Raw genomic sequence first — 15862 nt, 5'->3', positions numbered from 1 at the left:
CGGCCGAGGTGTCGCCCCCGGTGCCGCCCGAGGTGCCGGCCGCGGTGTCGGGCAAGTGATCGAAAACGCTGCCGGGGCGGGTCGCGGCTGCCTAGGCTGGACGGCGTGACAGAGACAGCGCACACCACCGCGTATCTCCGATTCCCGCACATACACGGCGAGTTGGCCGCCTTCACGGCCGAGGACGACGTGTGGGTCGCGCCCCTCGACGGGGGGCGCGCCTGGCGGGTCAGCGCCGACAACATGCCCGCGCACCACCCCCGGATCTCCCCGGACGGCACGACCGTCGCCTGGACCTCCACCCGCGACGGTGCCCCCGAGGTGCACATCGCGCCCCTGGACGGTGGCCGGTCCGAGCGGCTGACGTACTGGGGGAACGCGAAGACCGCCGTGCGCGGCTGGACCCCCGACGGGCACGTCCTCGCGGTCAGTTCGGCCGGCCAGGCCTCGCTGCGCCGCACCTGGGCGCGGGCCGTCCCGCTCGACGGCGGACCCGCGGCCACCCTGCCGTACGGCATCGTCGGCGACGTGGCGCACGGCCCGGACGGGCAGGTCCTGCTGCTCTCCGCGCCGATGGGGCGCGAGGCCGCCTGGTGGAAGCGGTACCGGGGCGGCACCGCGGGCAAGCTGTGGATCCGGCGGCCCGGCGACGACGGCGCGGACGGCGACGGCAGGGACGGCGACCGCACGGACGGCGACGTTCCCTTCGTGCGCGTCCACGAAGAGCTCGACGGGAACATCGAGTACCCGCTCTGGGTCGGCGGGCGCATCGCCTTCCTCAGTGACCACGAGGGCGTCGGAGCCCTCTACTCCTCGCTGCCCGACGGCTCGGACCTGCGCAGGCACAGCGGCGTCGACGGGTTCTACGCGCGCCACGCGGCCACCGACGGCACCCGCGTCGTCTACGCCTCCGCGGGGCGACTCTGGCTCCTGGACGACCTAGTGGACGCCGAGCCGCGCCCGGTCGACGTCCGCCTCGGCGGACAGCGCACCGATCTGCAGCCGCACCGGGTCTCCGCCGCCCGTGCGTTCGGCGCCGCCGCGCCCGACCACACCGGACGCGGCAGCGCCGTCTCCGTGCGCGGCTCCGTGCACTGGGTGACGCACCGCGAGGGCCCCGCCCGCGCGCTCGCCGCCGAGCCCGGCGTGCGCGCCCGGCTGCCCCGCACCTTCCGCGTGCAGGGCGAGGAACACGTCGTGTGGGTGACGGACGCCGAGGGCGACGAGGCGCTGGAGTTCGCGCCGGCCACCGGGGTCGCGCCCGGCGCCACGCCCCGCAGGCTCGCCGCGGGACAGCTCGGCCGGGTCCTCTCCCTGGCCATGGCGCCCGACGGCTCCCGCGCCGCCGTCGCCTCGCACGACGGCCGGGTGCTGCTCGTGGAGCGGGAGACCGGCGAGGTCCGCGAGGTCGACCGGAGCGAGGACGGCGACGCCTCCGGGCTCGTCTTCTCGCCCGACTCCGCCTGGCTCGCCTGGTCGCACCCGGGGCCGGAGCCGCTGCGCCAGCTCAAGCTCGCCAACACCGCCGACCTGTCGGTCTCCGAGGCCACCCCGCTGCGCTTTCGCGACTACGCGCCCGCGTTCACCCTCGACGGCAAGCACCTGGCGTTCCTCTCCGCCCGCGCCTTCGACCCGGTCTACGACGAGCACGTCTTCGACCTCGCCTTCGTCGGCGGCTGCCGGCCGCACCTGATGACCCTGGCCGCGGCCACCCCCTCGCCCTTCGGGCCGCAGCGGCACGGCAGGCCCTTCGAGGCGTCGGACGCGGCGGGCGCCGAGACCCCCGACAGCGAGGGCGCGCCCGTCACCCGCATCGACTTCGACGGCCTCGCCGACCGCATCGTGCCGTTCCCCGTCGAGGCCGCCCGCTACAGCACCCTGCGCGCCGCCAAGGACGGCCTGCTCTGGCTGCGCCACCCGGTGCGCGGCGTCCTCGGCGCCTCCCGCGCCACCCCGCACGACCCGGACCCGAAGACGACGCTCGAACGGTACGACCTCGGCCGGCACCGCATCGAGGAACTCGCCCCGGACGCCCACCACTTCGCGGTGACCGGCGACGGCAGGCGGGTGCTGCTGCGGACCGACGGCAAGCTGAAGGTCGTGCCGAGCGACCGGCGCGCCTCCGGCGACGACGACAGCGACACGAACATCACCGTCGACCTCTCCCGGGTCCGGCACCTGGTCGATCCGGCCGCCGAGTGGCGCCAGATGTACGAGGAGACGGGCCGCCTCATGCGGGACAACTTCTGGCGGTCCGACATGGGCGGCGTCGACTGGGACGGCGTCCTGGAGCGCTACCGCCCCGTCCTCGCCCGCGTCGCCACCCACGACGACCTCGTCGACCTGCTGTGGGAGGTGCACGGCGAACTTGGCACCTCCCACGCGTACGTCGTCCCGGGCGGACACGGCGGCGCGCACCGCCAGGGGCTCCTCGGCGCGGACCTGACGCGCGGCGAGGACGGCCTGTGGCGCATCGACCGGATCCTGCCCTCGGAGACCTCCGACCCGGCGGCGCGCTCCCCGCTCGCCGCGCCCGGCGTCGCGGTCCGCCCCGGCGACGCGGTCATCGAGGTCGACGGCCGCCCCGTCGATCCCGTCGCCGGCCCCGGACCGCTGCTCGTCGGCACCGCGGGCAAGCCCGTCGAGCTGACGGTCTCTCCCTCCGGGGGCGGCGATCCGCGGCACGCCGTCGTCATCCCCGTCGACGACGAGGAGCCGCTGCGCTACCACGCCTGGGTCGCCGACCGGCGGGCCTACGTCCACCGACGCTCCGAGGGCAGAATCGGCTACCTCCACGTCCCCGACATGCAGGCGCCCGGCTGGGCGCAGATCCACCGCGACCTGCGCGTCGAGGTCGCCCGCGAGGGCCTGGTCGTGGACGTGCGGGAGAACCGCGGCGGCCACACCTCCCAGCTCGTCGTGGAGAAGCTGGCGCGCCGCGTCGTCGGCTGGGACTCGCCCCGCGGCGCGCGCCCCTTCAGCTACCCGATGGACGCGCCGCGCGGCCCGGTCGTCGCCGTCGCCAACGAGTTCTCCGGCTCCGACGGCGACATCGTCAACGCCGCGATCAAGGCGCTCGGCATCGGCCCCGTCGTGGGCACTCGCACCTGGGGCGGTGTCGTCGGCATCGACAGCCGCTACCACCTGGTCGACGGGACCCTGGTGACGCAGCCGAAGTACGCGTTCTGGCTGGAGGGGCAGGGGTGGGGCGTCGAGAATCACGGCGTCGACCCCGACGTCGAGGTCGTCACCACCCCCGACGACCACGCGGCGGGCCGTGACCCGCAGCTGGACGAGGCGATCCGGCTGGCCCTCGCCGCGCTGGCGGAGAACCCGGCGAAGACGCCGCCGGCCCTGCCGGGGGCGGAGTGACCTTGCTCCGGGCGCCCGCGCCCGGGCCGATAGCATGCCGAAGGTACTGATCTTTCCCATCGTGCTCATGTCCAGCTAGGAGGCGGCCCATGGCGGGCGAAGCGCAAAGCGACTGCCTGTTCTGCAAGATCGTCGCGGGTGAGGTGCCGGCGACCGTCGTCCGGGAGACCGGGACGACCCTCGCCTTCCGCGACATCAACCCGCAGGCGCCGACCCACGTCCTGGTGATCCCCAAGGCGCACCACCCCGACGCCGCGGCGCTGGCCGCCGCCGCACCGGAGATCGCCGCGGACGTGCTGCGCGAGGCGGGCGTCGTCGCCGAGGAGGAGAAGGCGGAGAGCTACCGCATCGTCTTCAACACCGGCACCGGCGCCGGCCAGACCGTCTTCCACGCGCACGCGCACGTCCTGGGCGGCCGCGGCCTCCAGTGGCCCCCCGGATAGCGGGGCCGCACTCCTTGTCCGCACGCGAACTGGTGGTGCTCGGCACCGCCAGCCAGGTCCCCACCCGGCACCGCAACCACAACGGCTACGTCCTGCTCTGGGACGGCCAGGGCATCATGTTCGACCCCGGCGAGGGCACCCAGCGGCAGATGCTGCGCGCCGGGGTCGCCGCCCACGACCTGCACCGGATCTGCGTCACGCACTTCCACGGCGACCACAGTCTGGGCCTCGCCGGAGTGATCCAGCGCATCAACCTCGACCGGGTCCCGCACCCCGTCACCGCCCACTACCCGGCGTCGGGGCAGCACTTCTTCGACCGGCTGCGGTACGCGACGGCCTACCGCGAGACCGTGCGGCTCGCCGAGGCGCCGGTGACCGGGGACGGTCCACTGGCCACCACCGCCTCGTACACCCTCGACGCGGTGCGGCTCTCGCACCCGGTCGAGTCCTTCGGCTACCGCGTCACCGAGCCCGACGGGCGCCGGATGCTGCCGGAGCGGCTCGCCGCGCACGGCATCGAGGGCCCCGACGTCGGGCGGCTCCAGAAGGAGGGCCGCCTCGGCGGCGTCACCCTCGACGAGGTCAGCGAGGTGCGCCGCGGGCAGCGGTTCGCCTTCGTGATGGACACCCGGCTCTGCGACGGCGTGCACGCGCTCGCCGAGGGCTGCGACATGCTCGTCATCGAGTCGACCTTCCTCGACGAGGACGAACGGCTCGCCACCGACCACGGGCACCTGACCGCCGGCCAGGCCGCCCGCGTCGCGACCGAGGCGGGCGTGCGCCACCTCGTCCTGACGCACTTCAGCCAGCGTTACCCCGATCCGGCCGCCTACGAACAGCAGGCCCGCGCCGCCGGCTTCGACGGTGAACTCACCGTCGCCCGCGACCTGTCGCGCGTCCCCCTGCCCAAGCGGACCTGAACCACCCCTCACCGAACCGAGCGAGACCGCACCATGCCGATCCCCAAGGCCGAACTCCACCTGCACATCGAAGGCACCCTCGAACCCGAGCTGGCCTTCGCCCTCGCCGCGCGCAACGGCGTCGAACTGCCCTACGCCGACACCGAGGAGCTCCGCGAGGCCTACCTCTTCGACGACCTCCAGAGCTTCCTCAACCTCTACTACCGGCTGATGGCCGTGCTGCGCACCGAGGCCGACTTCGAGGAGCTCGCGGACGCCTACCTCGCCCGCGCCGCCGCCCAGGGCGTGCGCCACGCGGAGATCTTCTTCGACCCGCAGGCGCACACGGCGCGCGGGATCCCGATCGCCACCGTCGTCGAGGGGCTCTCCCGCGCCCTGGACCGCAGCGAGGAGCGGCACGGCGTCTCCACGCGGCTCATCATGTGCTTCCTGCGCGACCAGTCCGCCGACTCCGCCCTGGAGACCCTGACCGCCGCCGAGCCGTACCTCGACCGGATCATCGGCATCGGCCTGGACTCGGCCGAGGTCGGCCACCCGCCCGCCAAGTTCCGGCAGGTGTACGAGATCGCCGCCGCCCGCGGCCTGCGCCTCGTCGCGCACGCCGGCGAGGAGGGCCCGCCCGCGTACATCACGGAGGCCCTCGACGTGCTGGGGGTGGAGCGCGTCGACCACGGGCTGCGCTGCATGGAGGACCCGGAGCTGGTGCAGCGGCTGGTCCGCGACCGCGTCCCGCTCACGCTCTGCCCCCTCTCGAACGTCCGGCTGCGCACCATCGACGTCCTGGCGGACCACCCGCTGCCGAAGATGCTGGACGCGGGTCTCATGTGCACGGTCAACTCCGACGACCCGGCCTATTTCGGCGGCTACGCGGAGGACAACTTCCTCGCCGTGCGGGAGGCCCTCGGGCTCGACGAGGAGCGGCTGCGCACGCTCGCCCGGAACTCCTTCGAGGCGGCGTTCCTCGACCGGGACGCCGCGGACGAGGCGCTGCGGGCGCGCTACCTCGCCGAGGTCGAGGCTTATTCGTTCGACTGACGGCCGGGTGACGGGTTACGGTCCCGATCATGGACACCATCGCGCAGATCTACGGCTGACACGGCTCATCGGCCCCCGCCCGCCCCGCGTGCCCTCGCACGCCCCGGGGCCGTGGCGGCGGGCCGTCGTGTCCACATCCGTAGTTCTCCGTACGCGAAGGAACTCCCATGTCATCCCGCCTACTCTCCCGTCGCCGTGCCCACATCGCCATGATCGGCGTCCCGATGGTCAGCCATGTGCTGCCCGGTCTTGAGGTCATCCGTGAGCTGGTGGCGCGCGGCAACCGGGTCAGTTACGCCAACGACCCGGCGACCGCCGGCCTGATCGAGCCCACCGGCGCCGAACTGGTCGCCTGCGACTCGACGCTGCCGTTCCGCGACAACATCTGGCCCGACGACCCGATCGCGGCCAGTGCCCTCTTCCTCGACGACGCGATGGCGGCGCTCCCGCGGCTGCACGCGGCGTTCGACGACGACCCCGCCGACCTGTACCTGTACGACATCGGGGCCTACGTCGCCCGCGCCCTGGCCGAGGCGCAGGGCAGGCCGCTCGTCCAGCTGTCGCCCACCTTCGTGGCCTGGGGCGGTTACCAGGAGGACGTGGGCGCCGCCCTCGCCCAACTGCCGGGCGCCGACGCCCTGGAGGCCCGGTTCGAGGAGTGGCTCGCCGGGTGCGGGGCCACCACCCTCGACGTCGGGGAGTTCTCCGGCGTGCCGCCGCGGGGCATCGCCACCGTCCCGCGGGCCATGCAGCCGCACGCCGACACCGTCGACCCCCACCGGATCGACTTCGTCGGCCCCTGCGTCGGCGACCGCGCCCGGCGGCAGAGCTGGACCCGGCCGGCGGGCGCGGAGAAGGTGCTCCTCGTCTCGCTCGGCTCCTCGTACACCGCACAGCCGGAGTTCTACCGCCAATGCGTGGCCGCCTTCGGGGACCTCCCGGGCTGGCACGTGGTGCTCCAGATCGGCAAGCACGTCGATCCCGCGGAACTCGGCCCCGACCTGCTGAAGAACATCGAAGTCTGCTCCTGGGCACCGCAGTTGGCGATCCTGGAGCAGGCCGACGCGTTCGTCACCCACGCGGGCATGGGCAGCAGCTCCGAGGGGCTCTTCCACGGGGTGCCGATGATCGCCGTGCCACAGGGCGCGGAGCAGCCCATGAACGCGGACCGGCTCGTGGAGCTGGGCGTGGCCCGCCGCGTCGACACGGGTGCCGCGACGGCGGGCGTGTTGCGGGACGCGCTGCTGGAGTTGACCTCGGATCCCGAAGTCGCGCGCAGGTGCGCCGAGTTGCGGGCGGAAGTCCGTGCGGAGGGCGGGGCCTCCAGGGCCGCCGATCTGATCGAGGCTGAGCTCTAGCGCTCCGCTGGTCGGGCGGTGCTCCGGCCGCGGCGTCGCTGTGGCTGGTCGCGCAGTTCCCCGCGCCCCTTTCGCAGTTCCCCGAGCCCCTTGCCAGGGGCTCGGGGAACTGTCCCATTGACGGCGCACATTCGCGTACCTAGTCTCCGTTCTCATGTATGGACAGCGTTCCGGCGGTCTCGTCATCGCGGAAGTTCGCCTCACCCCCGTCCTCGTCGCCGACCCGCCGCTCCTCAACACCCAGGGCGTGCACCAGCCCTACACCCCCCGCCTGATCATCGAGGTGGTCACGGCCGGTGGCGTCACGGGTGTCGGAGAGACGTACGGCGACGCCGCCTACCTGGACCTGGCGCGGCCCTTCGCCGAGCGGCTCGTCGGGCGCGAAGTCAGCGATCTGAACGGCCTGTTCACACTCGCGGACGAGCTGGCCGTCGACGCCGGGCGGGTCGACGACTCCGTGGACGTCGGCGGGCTGCGCGGCGTGCGGACCGCCGGCAAGCTGCGGCTCTCCGTCGTCTCCGGGTTCGAGGTGGCGTGCCTCGACGCGCTCGGCAAGGCGCTCGGACTGCCCGTGCACGCGCTGCTCGGCGGCAAGGTGCGCGACGCCGTGGAGTACAGCGCGTACCTCTTCTACAAGTGGGCCGAGCACCCCGCGGGCGTCAGGAGCGAGCCGGACGCCGGGTGGGGCGGAGCGCTCGACCCGGCCGGCATCGTCGCCCAGGCCCGGCTCTTCACCGAGCGGTACGGCTTCACCTCCTTCAAGCTCAAGGGCGGCGTCTTCCCGCCCGACGAGGAGATCGCCGCGATCCGCGGCCTCGCCGAGGCGTTCCCCGGCCGGCCGCTGCGGCTCGACCCCAACGGCGCCTGGTCCGTGGCGACCTCGCTGAAGGTCGCGGCCGAACTCGGCGACGTACTGGAGTACCTGGAGGACCCGGCGCTCGGCACGGCCGCGATGGCTCAGGTCGCCGCGGGCACGCGCGTGCCGCTCGCCACGAACATGTGCGTGACGACCTTGGAGGAGATACCGGAGGCTTTCGCGAAGAAGGCCGTCCAGGTGGTCCTCTCCGACCACCACTACTGGGGCGGGCTGCGGCGCACCCGTGAACTGGCCGCGCTCTGCCGCACCTTCGGAGTCGACGTCTCCATGCACTCCAACACCCATCTGGGGATCAGTCTGGCCGCGATGACCCAGGTGGCGGCGACCGTGCCCGGCCTGCGCCACGCCTGCGACTCGCACTACCCCTGGCAGGCCGAGGACGTCCTGACCGAGCGGCCGCGGTTCGACGGCGGCCGGGTAGCCGTCACCGACGCACCGGGCCTCGGCGTCGAGCTCGACCGGGAGCGGCTCGCGGCCCTGCACGCGCGCTGGCGCGACGCGGAGTTCCGGGCGATGCGGGAGCGGGACGACGCGGCGGCGATGCGAGTGGCCGACCCCGCGTGGGAGACCCCTGCCGTGCCGCGCTGGTAGCACCCGTCCGTTACGTTGCCTGCATGGTCGTACCCGTACAGCCCACCGTCGACCCGCTGAAGGCGGCCCGCAGAGCCGGTGATCCGGACTGCGACGTCTACCTCACCGGCACGGTCTTCCTCGACATCATCTTCACCGGCCTCGACTCCGCGCCGGTGCGCGGGACCGAGTCCTGGGCGCGCGGCATGGGGTCGAGCCCCGGCGGCGTCGCCAACATGGCGACCGCGCTCGCCCGGCTCGGCCTGCACACCTCGCTCGCCGCGGCCTTCGGGGACGACCACTACGGGGAGTACTGCTGGGACGCCCTCGCCCAGGGCGAGGGCATCGACCTCACCCCGTCACGGACCGTGCCCGGCTGGCACTCGCCGGTGACGGTCTCCATGGCGTACGAGGGCGAGCGCACCATGGTGAGCCACGGCCACGAGCCCCCGCCGGACGCCGCCGCGCCGGACGGCGGCGCCCCCTCGTGCCCGCCCCGCGCCCGCGCCGCCGTCGCCTCCCTGACCCCCGGCGCCGGCGCCCCGTGGATCGCGCAGGCCGCCCGCAGCGGTACGCGGATCTTCGCCGACGTCGGCTGGGACGACACCGGCCGCTGGGACCTCGCGGCCCTGCCCGACCTGCGCCACTGCGAGGCGTTCCTGCCCAACGCGGAGGAGGCGATGCGCTACACCCGCACCACCTGCCCGCGCGCCGCGGCCCGCGCCCTCACCGAGCACGTGCCGCTGGCGGTGGTGACGCTGGGCGCCGAGGGCGCGTACGCGGTGGACCGCAGGACCGGCGAGACCGCCGAGGTCCCGGCCATCGAGGTCGAGGCGCTCGACCCGACCGGGGCGGGGGACGTCTTCGTCGCGGGCTTCGTCACCGGGACCCTGGCCGACTGGCCGCTCGCCGACCGCCTCGCCTTCGCGGGCCTGACCGCGGCCCTCTCCGTCCAGGAGTTCGGCGGCTCCCTGTCGGCGCCCGGCTGGGCGGAGGTCGGGGCCTGGTGGCGCCGGGTGCGGGAGCTGGAGGGGCAGGACCCGGTGGCGCTGCGCCGGTACGCGTTCCTGGAGGGCCTGCTGCCGTCCGCCGCCCGCCCGTGGCCGCTGCGCAGGGCGGTGCCGACCATCGGTTTCCGGTCGACGTAGGCGGGACGGCGGGGGCGGGGGAGGCGCCGCGAGGCGTCACGGGAAGATCCGGCGGGCGGTGGTGGTTGCACGGATACGGAACGGATGCGGCGAAAAGACTTACGGCACTGACAGTGCCGCGTCGTACTCTTGGCAGTGCAAGGCTGTCGAGCGGCCACAAGCCCCGCACGAGGAGGATGAGCAGGCCTTCAGAGCCGGCCCATGACTCAGACACCCACGACTCACACCGAAGCGCAGAACCAGGCCCGAGCCCACTTCACCGTCCCCGCCAGCCATCCCATGGTGACGGTCCTCGGCTCCGGCGACGTCCTGCTGCGGGTGATCGAGAAGGCCTTCCCGGCGGCCGACATCCACGTCCGGGGCAACGAGATCAGCGCTGTGGGCAGCCCCCGCGAAGTGGCCCTGATCCAGCGCTTGTTCGACGAGATGATGCTGGTGCTCCGCACCGGTCAGCCGATGACGGAGGACGCAGTGGAACGCTCGATCGCCATGCTGAGGGCGGACGAGAACGGCACCGGCGCGGAGGAGACCCCCGCCGAGGTCCTCACGCAGAACATCCTCTCCTCCCGCGGCCGCACCATCCGCCCCAAGACGCTGAACCAGAAGCGGTACGTCGACGCGATCGACAAGCACACCATCGTCTTCGGCATCGGCCCCGCGGGCACCGGCAAGACCTACCTCGCCATGGCCAAGGCCGTGCAGGCCCTGCAGTCCAAGCAGGTCAACCGCATCATCCTGACCCGCCCCGCGGTGGAGGCCGGCGAGCGCCTCGGCTTCCTGCCCGGCACGCTGTACGAGAAGATCGACCCGTATCTGCGCCCGCTCTACGACGCGCTGCACGACATGCTGGACCCGGACTCGATCCCGCGGCTGATGGCGGCCGGGACGATCGAGGTCGCCCCGCTGGCGTACATGCGCGGCAGAACGCTGAATGACGCATTCATCATCCTCGACGAGGCGCAGAACACCAGCGCCGAGCAGATGAAGATGTTCCTCACCCGCCTCGGCTTCGACTCCAAGATCGTCATCACCGGTGACATCACCCAGGTCGACCTGCCCGGCGGCACCAAGAGCGGCCTGCGCGAGGTGCAGCGGATCCTCGACGGCGTGGAGGACATCCACTTCTCGCGGCTCACGTCCAACGACGTGGTCCGGCACAAGCTGGTCGGCCGTATCGTCGACGCGTACGAGCAGCACGACAGCCGCGACGGGAAGTAGACCAGCACCACCATGTCGATCGACGTCAACAACGAATCCGGAACCGAGGTCGACGAGCAGGCGATCCTCGACATCGCCCGCTACGCCCTCACGCGGATGCGCATCCACCCCCTCTCCGAGCTCTCGGTGATCGTGGTGGACGCCGACGCCATGGAGCAGCTGCACATCCAGTGGATGGACCTGCCGGGGCCGACGGACGTCATGTCCTTCCCGATGGACGAGCTGCGGCCGCCCATGAAGGACGACGACGAGCCGCCGCAGGGCCTCCTCGGTGACATCGTGCTCTGCCCCGAGGTCGCGACCCAGCAGGGCAAGGACGCCCCGACGCAGCACTCCATGGACGAGGAGCTCCAGCTCCTCACCGTCCACGGCGTGCTGCACCTGCTCGGCTACGACCACGAGGAGCCCGACGAGAAGGCCGAGATGTTCGGCCTGCAGGCCGCGATCGTCGACGGCTGGCGCGACGAGCAGGGCCTGACCGGCCCCTCTCCCGCGCCCACGGTCTCCTGACGCCATGAGTTTTCAGCTGATCGCCGGCGCCGTCGCCCTCGTGGTGGTGGCCTGGCTCGCCGCCTGCGCCGAGGCGGGCATCGCCCGGGTCTCCAGCTTCCGGGCGGAGGAGGCGGCCCGCTCCGGGCGGCGCGGCAGCGCGAAGCTCGCGCAGGTCGCCGCGGACCCGACCCGCTACCTCAATGTGGCGCTGCTCGTGCGGGTGGCGTGCGAGATGGCCGCCGCGGCCCTGGTGACCTACGCCTGTCTGCGCGAGTTCGACGAGACCTGGCAGGCGCTGGCCGTCGCCATCGGCGTGATGGTCCTCGTCAGCTATGTCGCCGTCGGGGTCTCGCCGCGCACCATCGGCCGCCAGCACCCGCTGAACACCGCCACCGCCGCGGCGTACGTGCTGCTGCCGCTGGCCCGCGTGATGGGACCGATCCCGCCGCTGTTGATCCTCATCGGCAACGCCCTCACGCCCGGCAAGGGCTTCCGGCGCGGGCCGTTCGCCTCCGAGGCCGAGCTGCGCGCGATGGTGGACCTCGCCGAGAAGGAGTCGCTGATCGAGGACGAGGAGCGGCGCATGGTCCACTCCGTCTTCGAGCTCGGTGACACCCTCGTCCGCGAAGTCATGGTGCCCCGCACCGACTTGGTGGCCATCGAGCGGTTCAAGACGATCCGCCAGGCGCTCACCCTCGCCCTGCGCTCCGGCTTCTCGCGCATCCCCGTCACGGGGGAGAGCGAGGACGACGTCGTCGGCATGGTGTACCTGAAGGACCTGGCCCGCAAGACGCACATCAACCGCGAGAGCGAGTCGGACCTGGTGTCCACCGCGATGCGCCCGGCGACCTTCGTGCCCGACACGAAGAACGCCGGTGACCTGCTGCGCGAGATGCAGCAGGAGCGCAACCACGTGGCCGTGGTCATCGACGAGTACGGCGGCACGGCCGGCATCGTGACCATCGAGGACATCCTCGAGGAGATCGTCGGCGAGATCACCGACGAGTACGACCGCGAGCTGCCGCCCGTGGAGGAGCTCGCCGACGGCTGCTACCGCGTGACGGCCCGGCTCGACATCGGCGACCTCGGGGAGCTCTTCGGCTTCGAGGAGTTCGACGACGAGGACGTCGAGACGGTCGGCGGTCTGCTCGCCAAGCGGCTGGGCCGGGTCCCGATCGCCGGGGCTTCGGCGGTCGTGTCGCTGCCGGACGAGCGGGAGTTGAAGCTCACCGCGGAGTCGGCGGCGGGCCGGCGCAACCGCATCATGACCGTCCTCGTGGAGCCGGTCGCGGTCGGCGAGGACGACGAGGGCGGCACGAAGGAGCGGGAGAACGCATGACGCCCGAGGCCCTGCGTGCGTTCTGCCTCTCCTTCAACGGGGCGGTGGAGGAGTTCCCCTTCACCCCGGAGACCTCGGTCTTCAAGGTGGCCGGGAAGATGTTCGCGCTCACGGCACTCGACGGGCGCCCGCTCACCGTCAACCTCAAGTGCGAGCCGGAGATCGCCGTCCGGCTGCGGGCCGCGCATCCGCAGATCGTGCCCGGCTACCACATGAACAAGCGCCACTGGAACACCGTCTCGGTCGCGGCAGGACTGCCCGACCGGCAGGTCAGGGAGCTCGTCGAGGACTCGTACGACCTGGTGGTGGCGAGCCTGCCCCGGGCGGAGCGGCTGCGGCTCGACCGCCCCTGAGGGGCGCGCGGGGTCCGGGACGCACCGTGCGGAGTGTCCCGACAGCCTCTCGCCATCGGGGTGACGGGGCGGCAGAATGGAGTGGCGGGCGGATCCGAAACGCTCCCACTCCGGGCTGCCGGCCAAGGGAACTCGGAGTGGAAACGTCGTGCGATGGCGTCCGCCGCAGCTGGCCCCGGCCCTCAGGCCGGGGTCAGTCCCTTTTCACACGTGGAGCACCCACCTGTCGATGATCTGCTGGATCACATAGACGAGGCTGGCACTCTGGGCCGACAGGGCGACCCAGTCGGTCCACGTGCGGGGGGTTCGGCGCCCGTCCGGCTTCTCGGCCATCGGGCTGTTCTCCTTCCTGGTTCCACGCGAGTCGTGGATACCGCGGTGAGCCACGAACGGGTGGCACCAGGAAGGGGGAACCGACGGGCGACGGCACTCGATGGAGTGGTCGTGTGCCGTCTCGGTGGTGATCTCAACCTCCTTGCGGCGACGGTCAGTTGAGCAGGCTACCCTCTGCCGTATCGTAGCCCGCACGTCGCGACATGGGTAGTACTGTCGGACACGTCGCCGAAAGTGGGCTCGCGAAGTGCGATATAGCTACCCGAGAACTGTCGCCCGTACGGCCCCGTGCGGTTGCCGCGTCGAGGGAATGCGGGTCTCCTGACAGTGGCGTGAACTGTCGTCCCGGAAGGTCTCGATGAGTAAGCTGCTAGTCTGCTACGTTGCACCTCGCACGGTCCGGTTGGGGGTGGAGCCATCATGAGCGCACCGAGCGCGGCACTTCAGCGGCTCCGGCTGCGCACGGAACTCCGCAAGGCGCGGACCGCCGCCGAGCTCACCCAGCGGCAGGTGGCCGCCACGATGGAGTGGAGTCCCTCCAAGCTGATCCGCATCGAGGCCGGTGAGGTCGGCATCTCCGTCAACGACCTGCGGCCGCTCCTCGAGGCGTACGGGATCAGGGACCGCCGGCGCATCGAGGCGCTGCTCGATCTCGCGCGCGGCAGCAGGAAAATGCCGTACACCGAGTACCGCGACCTGTACAGCAAGGAGTTCCTGAACTACCTCGCCCTGGAGTCGTCCTCGTCGATCGTCCGCACGTACAACTCCCTTCAGGTCCCCGGGCCGTTGCAGACGGAGGAGTACGGCCGCGCCATCATGCGGGCCTACAACAAGGGCCTCGCCGACGACGTGGTCGAGCGCGCCGTCGAGGTGCGGCTCTCCCGCCAGGACACGCTGACGTCGGGGGACCGCGAGGTGTTCTACATCCTCGACGAGGCGGTCGTGCGGCGCCAGGTCGGCGGACGGGGCGTCATGCGGGCGCAGTTGGAGCGGCTCGCCGAACTGGCGGCCCTGCCGAGGATGACCATCCAGATCCTCCCGTTCAGCGTCGGCGCGCACCCCGGCATCCAGGGGCCCTTCACACTCTTCGAGTTCGAGGCCGACGAGATGCCGGACTCGCTCTATCTGGAGAACCCCCGCGGCGACTCCTACAGCAGTCAGGCGCCGGAGGAGAGCGGCCGTTATCTGGAGCGGTTCTGGGAGCTGGAGGACCTCGCCATCAAGGAGCGCACGGTGGATCTGCTGCAGCTCCTGGCGGCCCGCGTCGACGAGGGCCTCGACGATCTGGAGCGTCTGCTGCCACCCGTCCCGGTGGACTGACGCTCCCTCAACTGCCCCTGCGCGGCGGGACCTTGGCGTGAAACCGGTCGTTCGGATCCGTATGACCCGCCGTTATCCTGGAAGAGGTGCTACGTGCCTCTGCACCAGCCACGTGGGCTGGCCTTCCGCACCCGGGGTGGAGGACGAGCGTGGGCAGCACATGGGCATGGCGCAAGAGCAGTGCGAGCGGCGCCGCGGGCAACGACTGCGTGGAGATCGCCTGGACCGGCCAGGCGGTCCTGGTCCGTGACTCCGCGCGCACCCGTGCCGCGGTCCTCGCGGTGGGCCCGGACGCCTGGTCCGTCTTCGTCTCCTCGCTCGCCCGTCCTCGTGCGGGTGACGTGACGCCGGCCCGCCCCTGAGCGGGGCCGGGCCGGCGTCACGCGGGGTCATACGCGCCTGCGCAGGCCGAGCCCGACCGCGGTCGCGGCCGCCGTCGCCGGCACCACCGAGCGATCCATCCGGTGGCGGTGTGACGCGGCCCGCTCCGTATGCTCGGGGCATGACTGAGAGTGCCGCGCTTGACGCCGAGGACCGCAAGATCGTGACCCTGGCCCGTTCCGCCCGGGCCCGTAACGGTGTGCCCGAGGGGGCGGCCGTGCGGGACGAGACGGGCCGGACGTACGTGGCGGGAACGGTCGCTCTGGACTCGCTCCGGTTGTCCGCGCTGCGGACCGCGGTGGCGATGGCGGTGGCGTCCGGGGCGGAGTCGCTCGAGGCGGCGGCGGTCGTCTCCGGGGCGGCGGAGGTCTCCGCCGAGGACCTCGCCGCCGTGCGGGATCTGGGCGGGGCCGGGACGCCGGTGTTCCTCGCGGGGGGCGACGGGGAGGTCCGGGTGCGGGTCGAGGCGGGCTGAGGTTCGGGTGCGGGTGGGCTGAGGTCCGGCCTCCGGCGGTTCCTTCCCCCGATCCCGCCCCTTCCCGAATTCCGCGGCTCCGCCGGCCGCGGCTCGGCCCCACGGTTCAGCCCCCGGCGCCTGCGCCCTCGGGGCTCCGCCCCGGACCCCGCTCCTCAAACGCCGGAGGGGCTGATTCATGGCTACCTGAGCGGGATTCCAGCCCGTCCGGCGTTCGAGGACGAACTC

General features: G+C 72.5%; 15 protein-coding genes. 14 read left to right on the top strand and 1 reads right to left on the bottom strand.

The annotated features are described in order from the left end of the window. Window positions 1-105 precede the first annotated feature (105 nt). The 11 genes from ACZ6B8_RS02010 to ACZ6B8_RS01960 all read left to right on the top strand — a co-directional run bounded on the left by ACZ6B8_RS02010 (window position 106) and on the right by ACZ6B8_RS01960 (window position 13125). A complete protein-coding gene (locus tag ACZ6B8_RS02010) occupies window positions 106-3372 on the top strand; it encodes a S41 family peptidase (protein WP_471605998.1) in 3267 nt (1088 codons plus the stop codon). 89 nt (window positions 3373-3461) lie between these two features. Next, window positions 3462-3815, top strand: coding sequence for an HIT domain-containing protein (locus ACZ6B8_RS02005; RefSeq protein WP_471074152.1), 354 nt, complete (start codon window positions 3462-3464; stop codon window positions 3813-3815). 14 nt (window positions 3816-3829) lie between these two features. After that, entirely contained in the window at window positions 3830-4735 is a 906-nt protein-coding gene (locus tag ACZ6B8_RS02000) for a ribonuclease Z (protein WP_471605997.1), read from the top strand. A gap of 33 nt (window positions 4736-4768) precedes the next feature. Beyond that, the gene (locus ACZ6B8_RS01995; RefSeq protein ID WP_471605996.1) at window positions 4769-5770 is read left to right on the top strand and encodes an adenosine deaminase; all 1002 of its coding nucleotides are present in this window, start codon (window positions 4769-4771) and stop codon (window positions 5768-5770) included. Between the two features lie 167 nt (window positions 5771-5937). Then, a complete protein-coding gene (locus ACZ6B8_RS01990) occupies window positions 5938-7128 on the top strand; it encodes a macrolide family glycosyltransferase (protein WP_471605995.1) in 1191 nt (396 codons plus the stop codon). Window positions 7129-7282: 154 nt separating this feature from the next. Continuing rightward, complete coding sequence (locus tag ACZ6B8_RS01985; protein WP_471605994.1) at window positions 7283-8596, top strand: glucarate dehydratase family protein; 1314 nt, start codon at window positions 7283-7285, stop codon at window positions 8594-8596. Between the two features lie 23 nt (window positions 8597-8619). Next, entirely contained in the window at window positions 8620-9723 is a 1104-nt protein-coding gene (locus ACZ6B8_RS01980) for a carbohydrate kinase family protein (protein ID WP_471605993.1), read from the top strand. Between the two features lie 201 nt (window positions 9724-9924). Further along, the gene (locus ACZ6B8_RS01975) at window positions 9925-10941 is read left to right on the top strand and encodes a PhoH family protein (RefSeq protein WP_471605992.1); all 1017 of its coding nucleotides are present in this window, start codon (window positions 9925-9927) and stop codon (window positions 10939-10941) included. A gap of 12 nt (window positions 10942-10953) precedes the next feature. Further along, the gene (ybeY, locus tag ACZ6B8_RS01970; RefSeq protein ID WP_471074171.1) at window positions 10954-11451 is read left to right on the top strand and encodes an rRNA maturation RNase YbeY; all 498 of its coding nucleotides are present in this window, start codon (window positions 10954-10956) and stop codon (window positions 11449-11451) included. A 4-nt stretch (window positions 11452-11455) separates the two neighbouring features. After that, on the top strand, window positions 11456-12772 hold the full coding sequence (locus ACZ6B8_RS01965) for a hemolysin family protein (protein ID WP_471074174.1): 1317 nt from the start codon (window positions 11456-11458) through the stop codon (window positions 12770-12772). Next, the gene (locus ACZ6B8_RS01960) at window positions 12769-13125 is read left to right on the top strand and encodes an MmcQ/YjbR family DNA-binding protein (RefSeq protein ID WP_471074177.1); all 357 of its coding nucleotides are present in this window, start codon (window positions 12769-12771) and stop codon (window positions 13123-13125) included. The genes ACZ6B8_RS01965 and ACZ6B8_RS01960 overlap by 4 nt, the downstream gene beginning before the upstream one ends. A 204-nt stretch (window positions 13126-13329) precedes the next feature. Here the strand turns inward: ACZ6B8_RS01960 and ACZ6B8_RS01955 are convergent, their stop codons facing one another. Next, complete coding sequence (locus tag ACZ6B8_RS01955) at window positions 13330-13458, bottom strand: hypothetical protein (RefSeq protein ID WP_362367117.1); 129 nt, start codon at window positions 13456-13458, stop codon at window positions 13330-13332. Window positions 13459-13878: 420 nt separating this feature from the next. Here ACZ6B8_RS01955 and ACZ6B8_RS01950 point away from each other — a divergent pair, with 420 nt between their 5' ends. From ACZ6B8_RS01950 to ACZ6B8_RS01940, 3 genes are all read left to right on the top strand, one after another. Beyond that, window positions 13879-14778: a helix-turn-helix domain-containing protein gene (locus ACZ6B8_RS01950; RefSeq protein ID WP_471074180.1), complete on the top strand. Its 900-nt coding sequence runs from the start codon at window positions 13879-13881 to the stop codon at window positions 14776-14778. A 149-nt stretch (window positions 14779-14927) separates the two neighbouring features. Then, window positions 14928-15140, top strand: coding sequence for a DUF397 domain-containing protein (locus ACZ6B8_RS01945; protein ID WP_471074183.1), 213 nt, complete (start codon window positions 14928-14930; stop codon window positions 15138-15140). A gap of 140 nt (window positions 15141-15280) precedes the next feature. Further along, window positions 15281-15634, top strand: a complete 354-nt coding sequence (locus ACZ6B8_RS01940) for a cytidine deaminase (RefSeq protein ID WP_471074185.1) — start codon at window positions 15281-15283, stop codon at window positions 15632-15634. Window positions 15635-15862: the final 228 nt, after the last annotated feature.

Source organism: Streptomyces sp. NPDC041122 (genome assembly GCF_055592445.1).
This window is presented reverse-complemented; position numbering and strand designations above follow the sequence as displayed.

Excerpts from the sequence above, each read along its gene's own strand:
- ACZ6B8_RS01950 (WP_471074180.1), top strand. The coding sequence starts at position 13,879 with ATGAGCGCACCGAGCGCGGCACTTCAGCGGCTCCGGCTGCGCACGGAA.
- ACZ6B8_RS01995 (WP_471605996.1), top strand. The coding sequence starts at position 4,769 with ATGCCGATCCCCAAGGCCGAACTCCACCTGCACATCGAAGGCACCCTC.
- ybeY (WP_471074171.1), top strand. The coding sequence starts at position 10,954 with ATGTCGATCGACGTCAACAACGAATCCGGAACCGAGGTCGACGAGCAG.
- ACZ6B8_RS01980 (WP_471605993.1), top strand. The coding sequence starts at position 8,620 with ATGGTCGTACCCGTACAGCCCACCGTCGACCCGCTGAAGGCGGCCCGC.
- ACZ6B8_RS01960 (WP_471074177.1), top strand. The coding sequence starts at position 12,769 with ATGACGCCCGAGGCCCTGCGTGCGTTCTGCCTCTCCTTCAACGGGGCG.
- ACZ6B8_RS01965 (WP_471074174.1), top strand. The coding sequence starts at position 11,456 with ATGAGTTTTCAGCTGATCGCCGGCGCCGTCGCCCTCGTGGTGGTGGCC.
- ACZ6B8_RS01955 (WP_362367117.1), bottom strand. The coding sequence starts at position 13,458 with ATGGCCGAGAAGCCGGACGGGCGCCGAACCCCCCGCACGTGGACCGAC.
- ACZ6B8_RS01975 (WP_471605992.1), top strand. The coding sequence starts at position 9,925 with ATGACTCAGACACCCACGACTCACACCGAAGCGCAGAACCAGGCCCGA.
- ACZ6B8_RS01940 (WP_471074185.1), top strand. The coding sequence starts at position 15,281 with ATGACTGAGAGTGCCGCGCTTGACGCCGAGGACCGCAAGATCGTGACC.
- ACZ6B8_RS01985 (WP_471605994.1), top strand. The coding sequence starts at position 7,283 with ATGTATGGACAGCGTTCCGGCGGTCTCGTCATCGCGGAAGTTCGCCTC.
- ACZ6B8_RS02005 (WP_471074152.1), top strand. The coding sequence starts at position 3,462 with ATGGCGGGCGAAGCGCAAAGCGACTGCCTGTTCTGCAAGATCGTCGCG.
- ACZ6B8_RS01990 (WP_471605995.1), top strand. The coding sequence starts at position 5,938 with ATGTCATCCCGCCTACTCTCCCGTCGCCGTGCCCACATCGCCATGATC.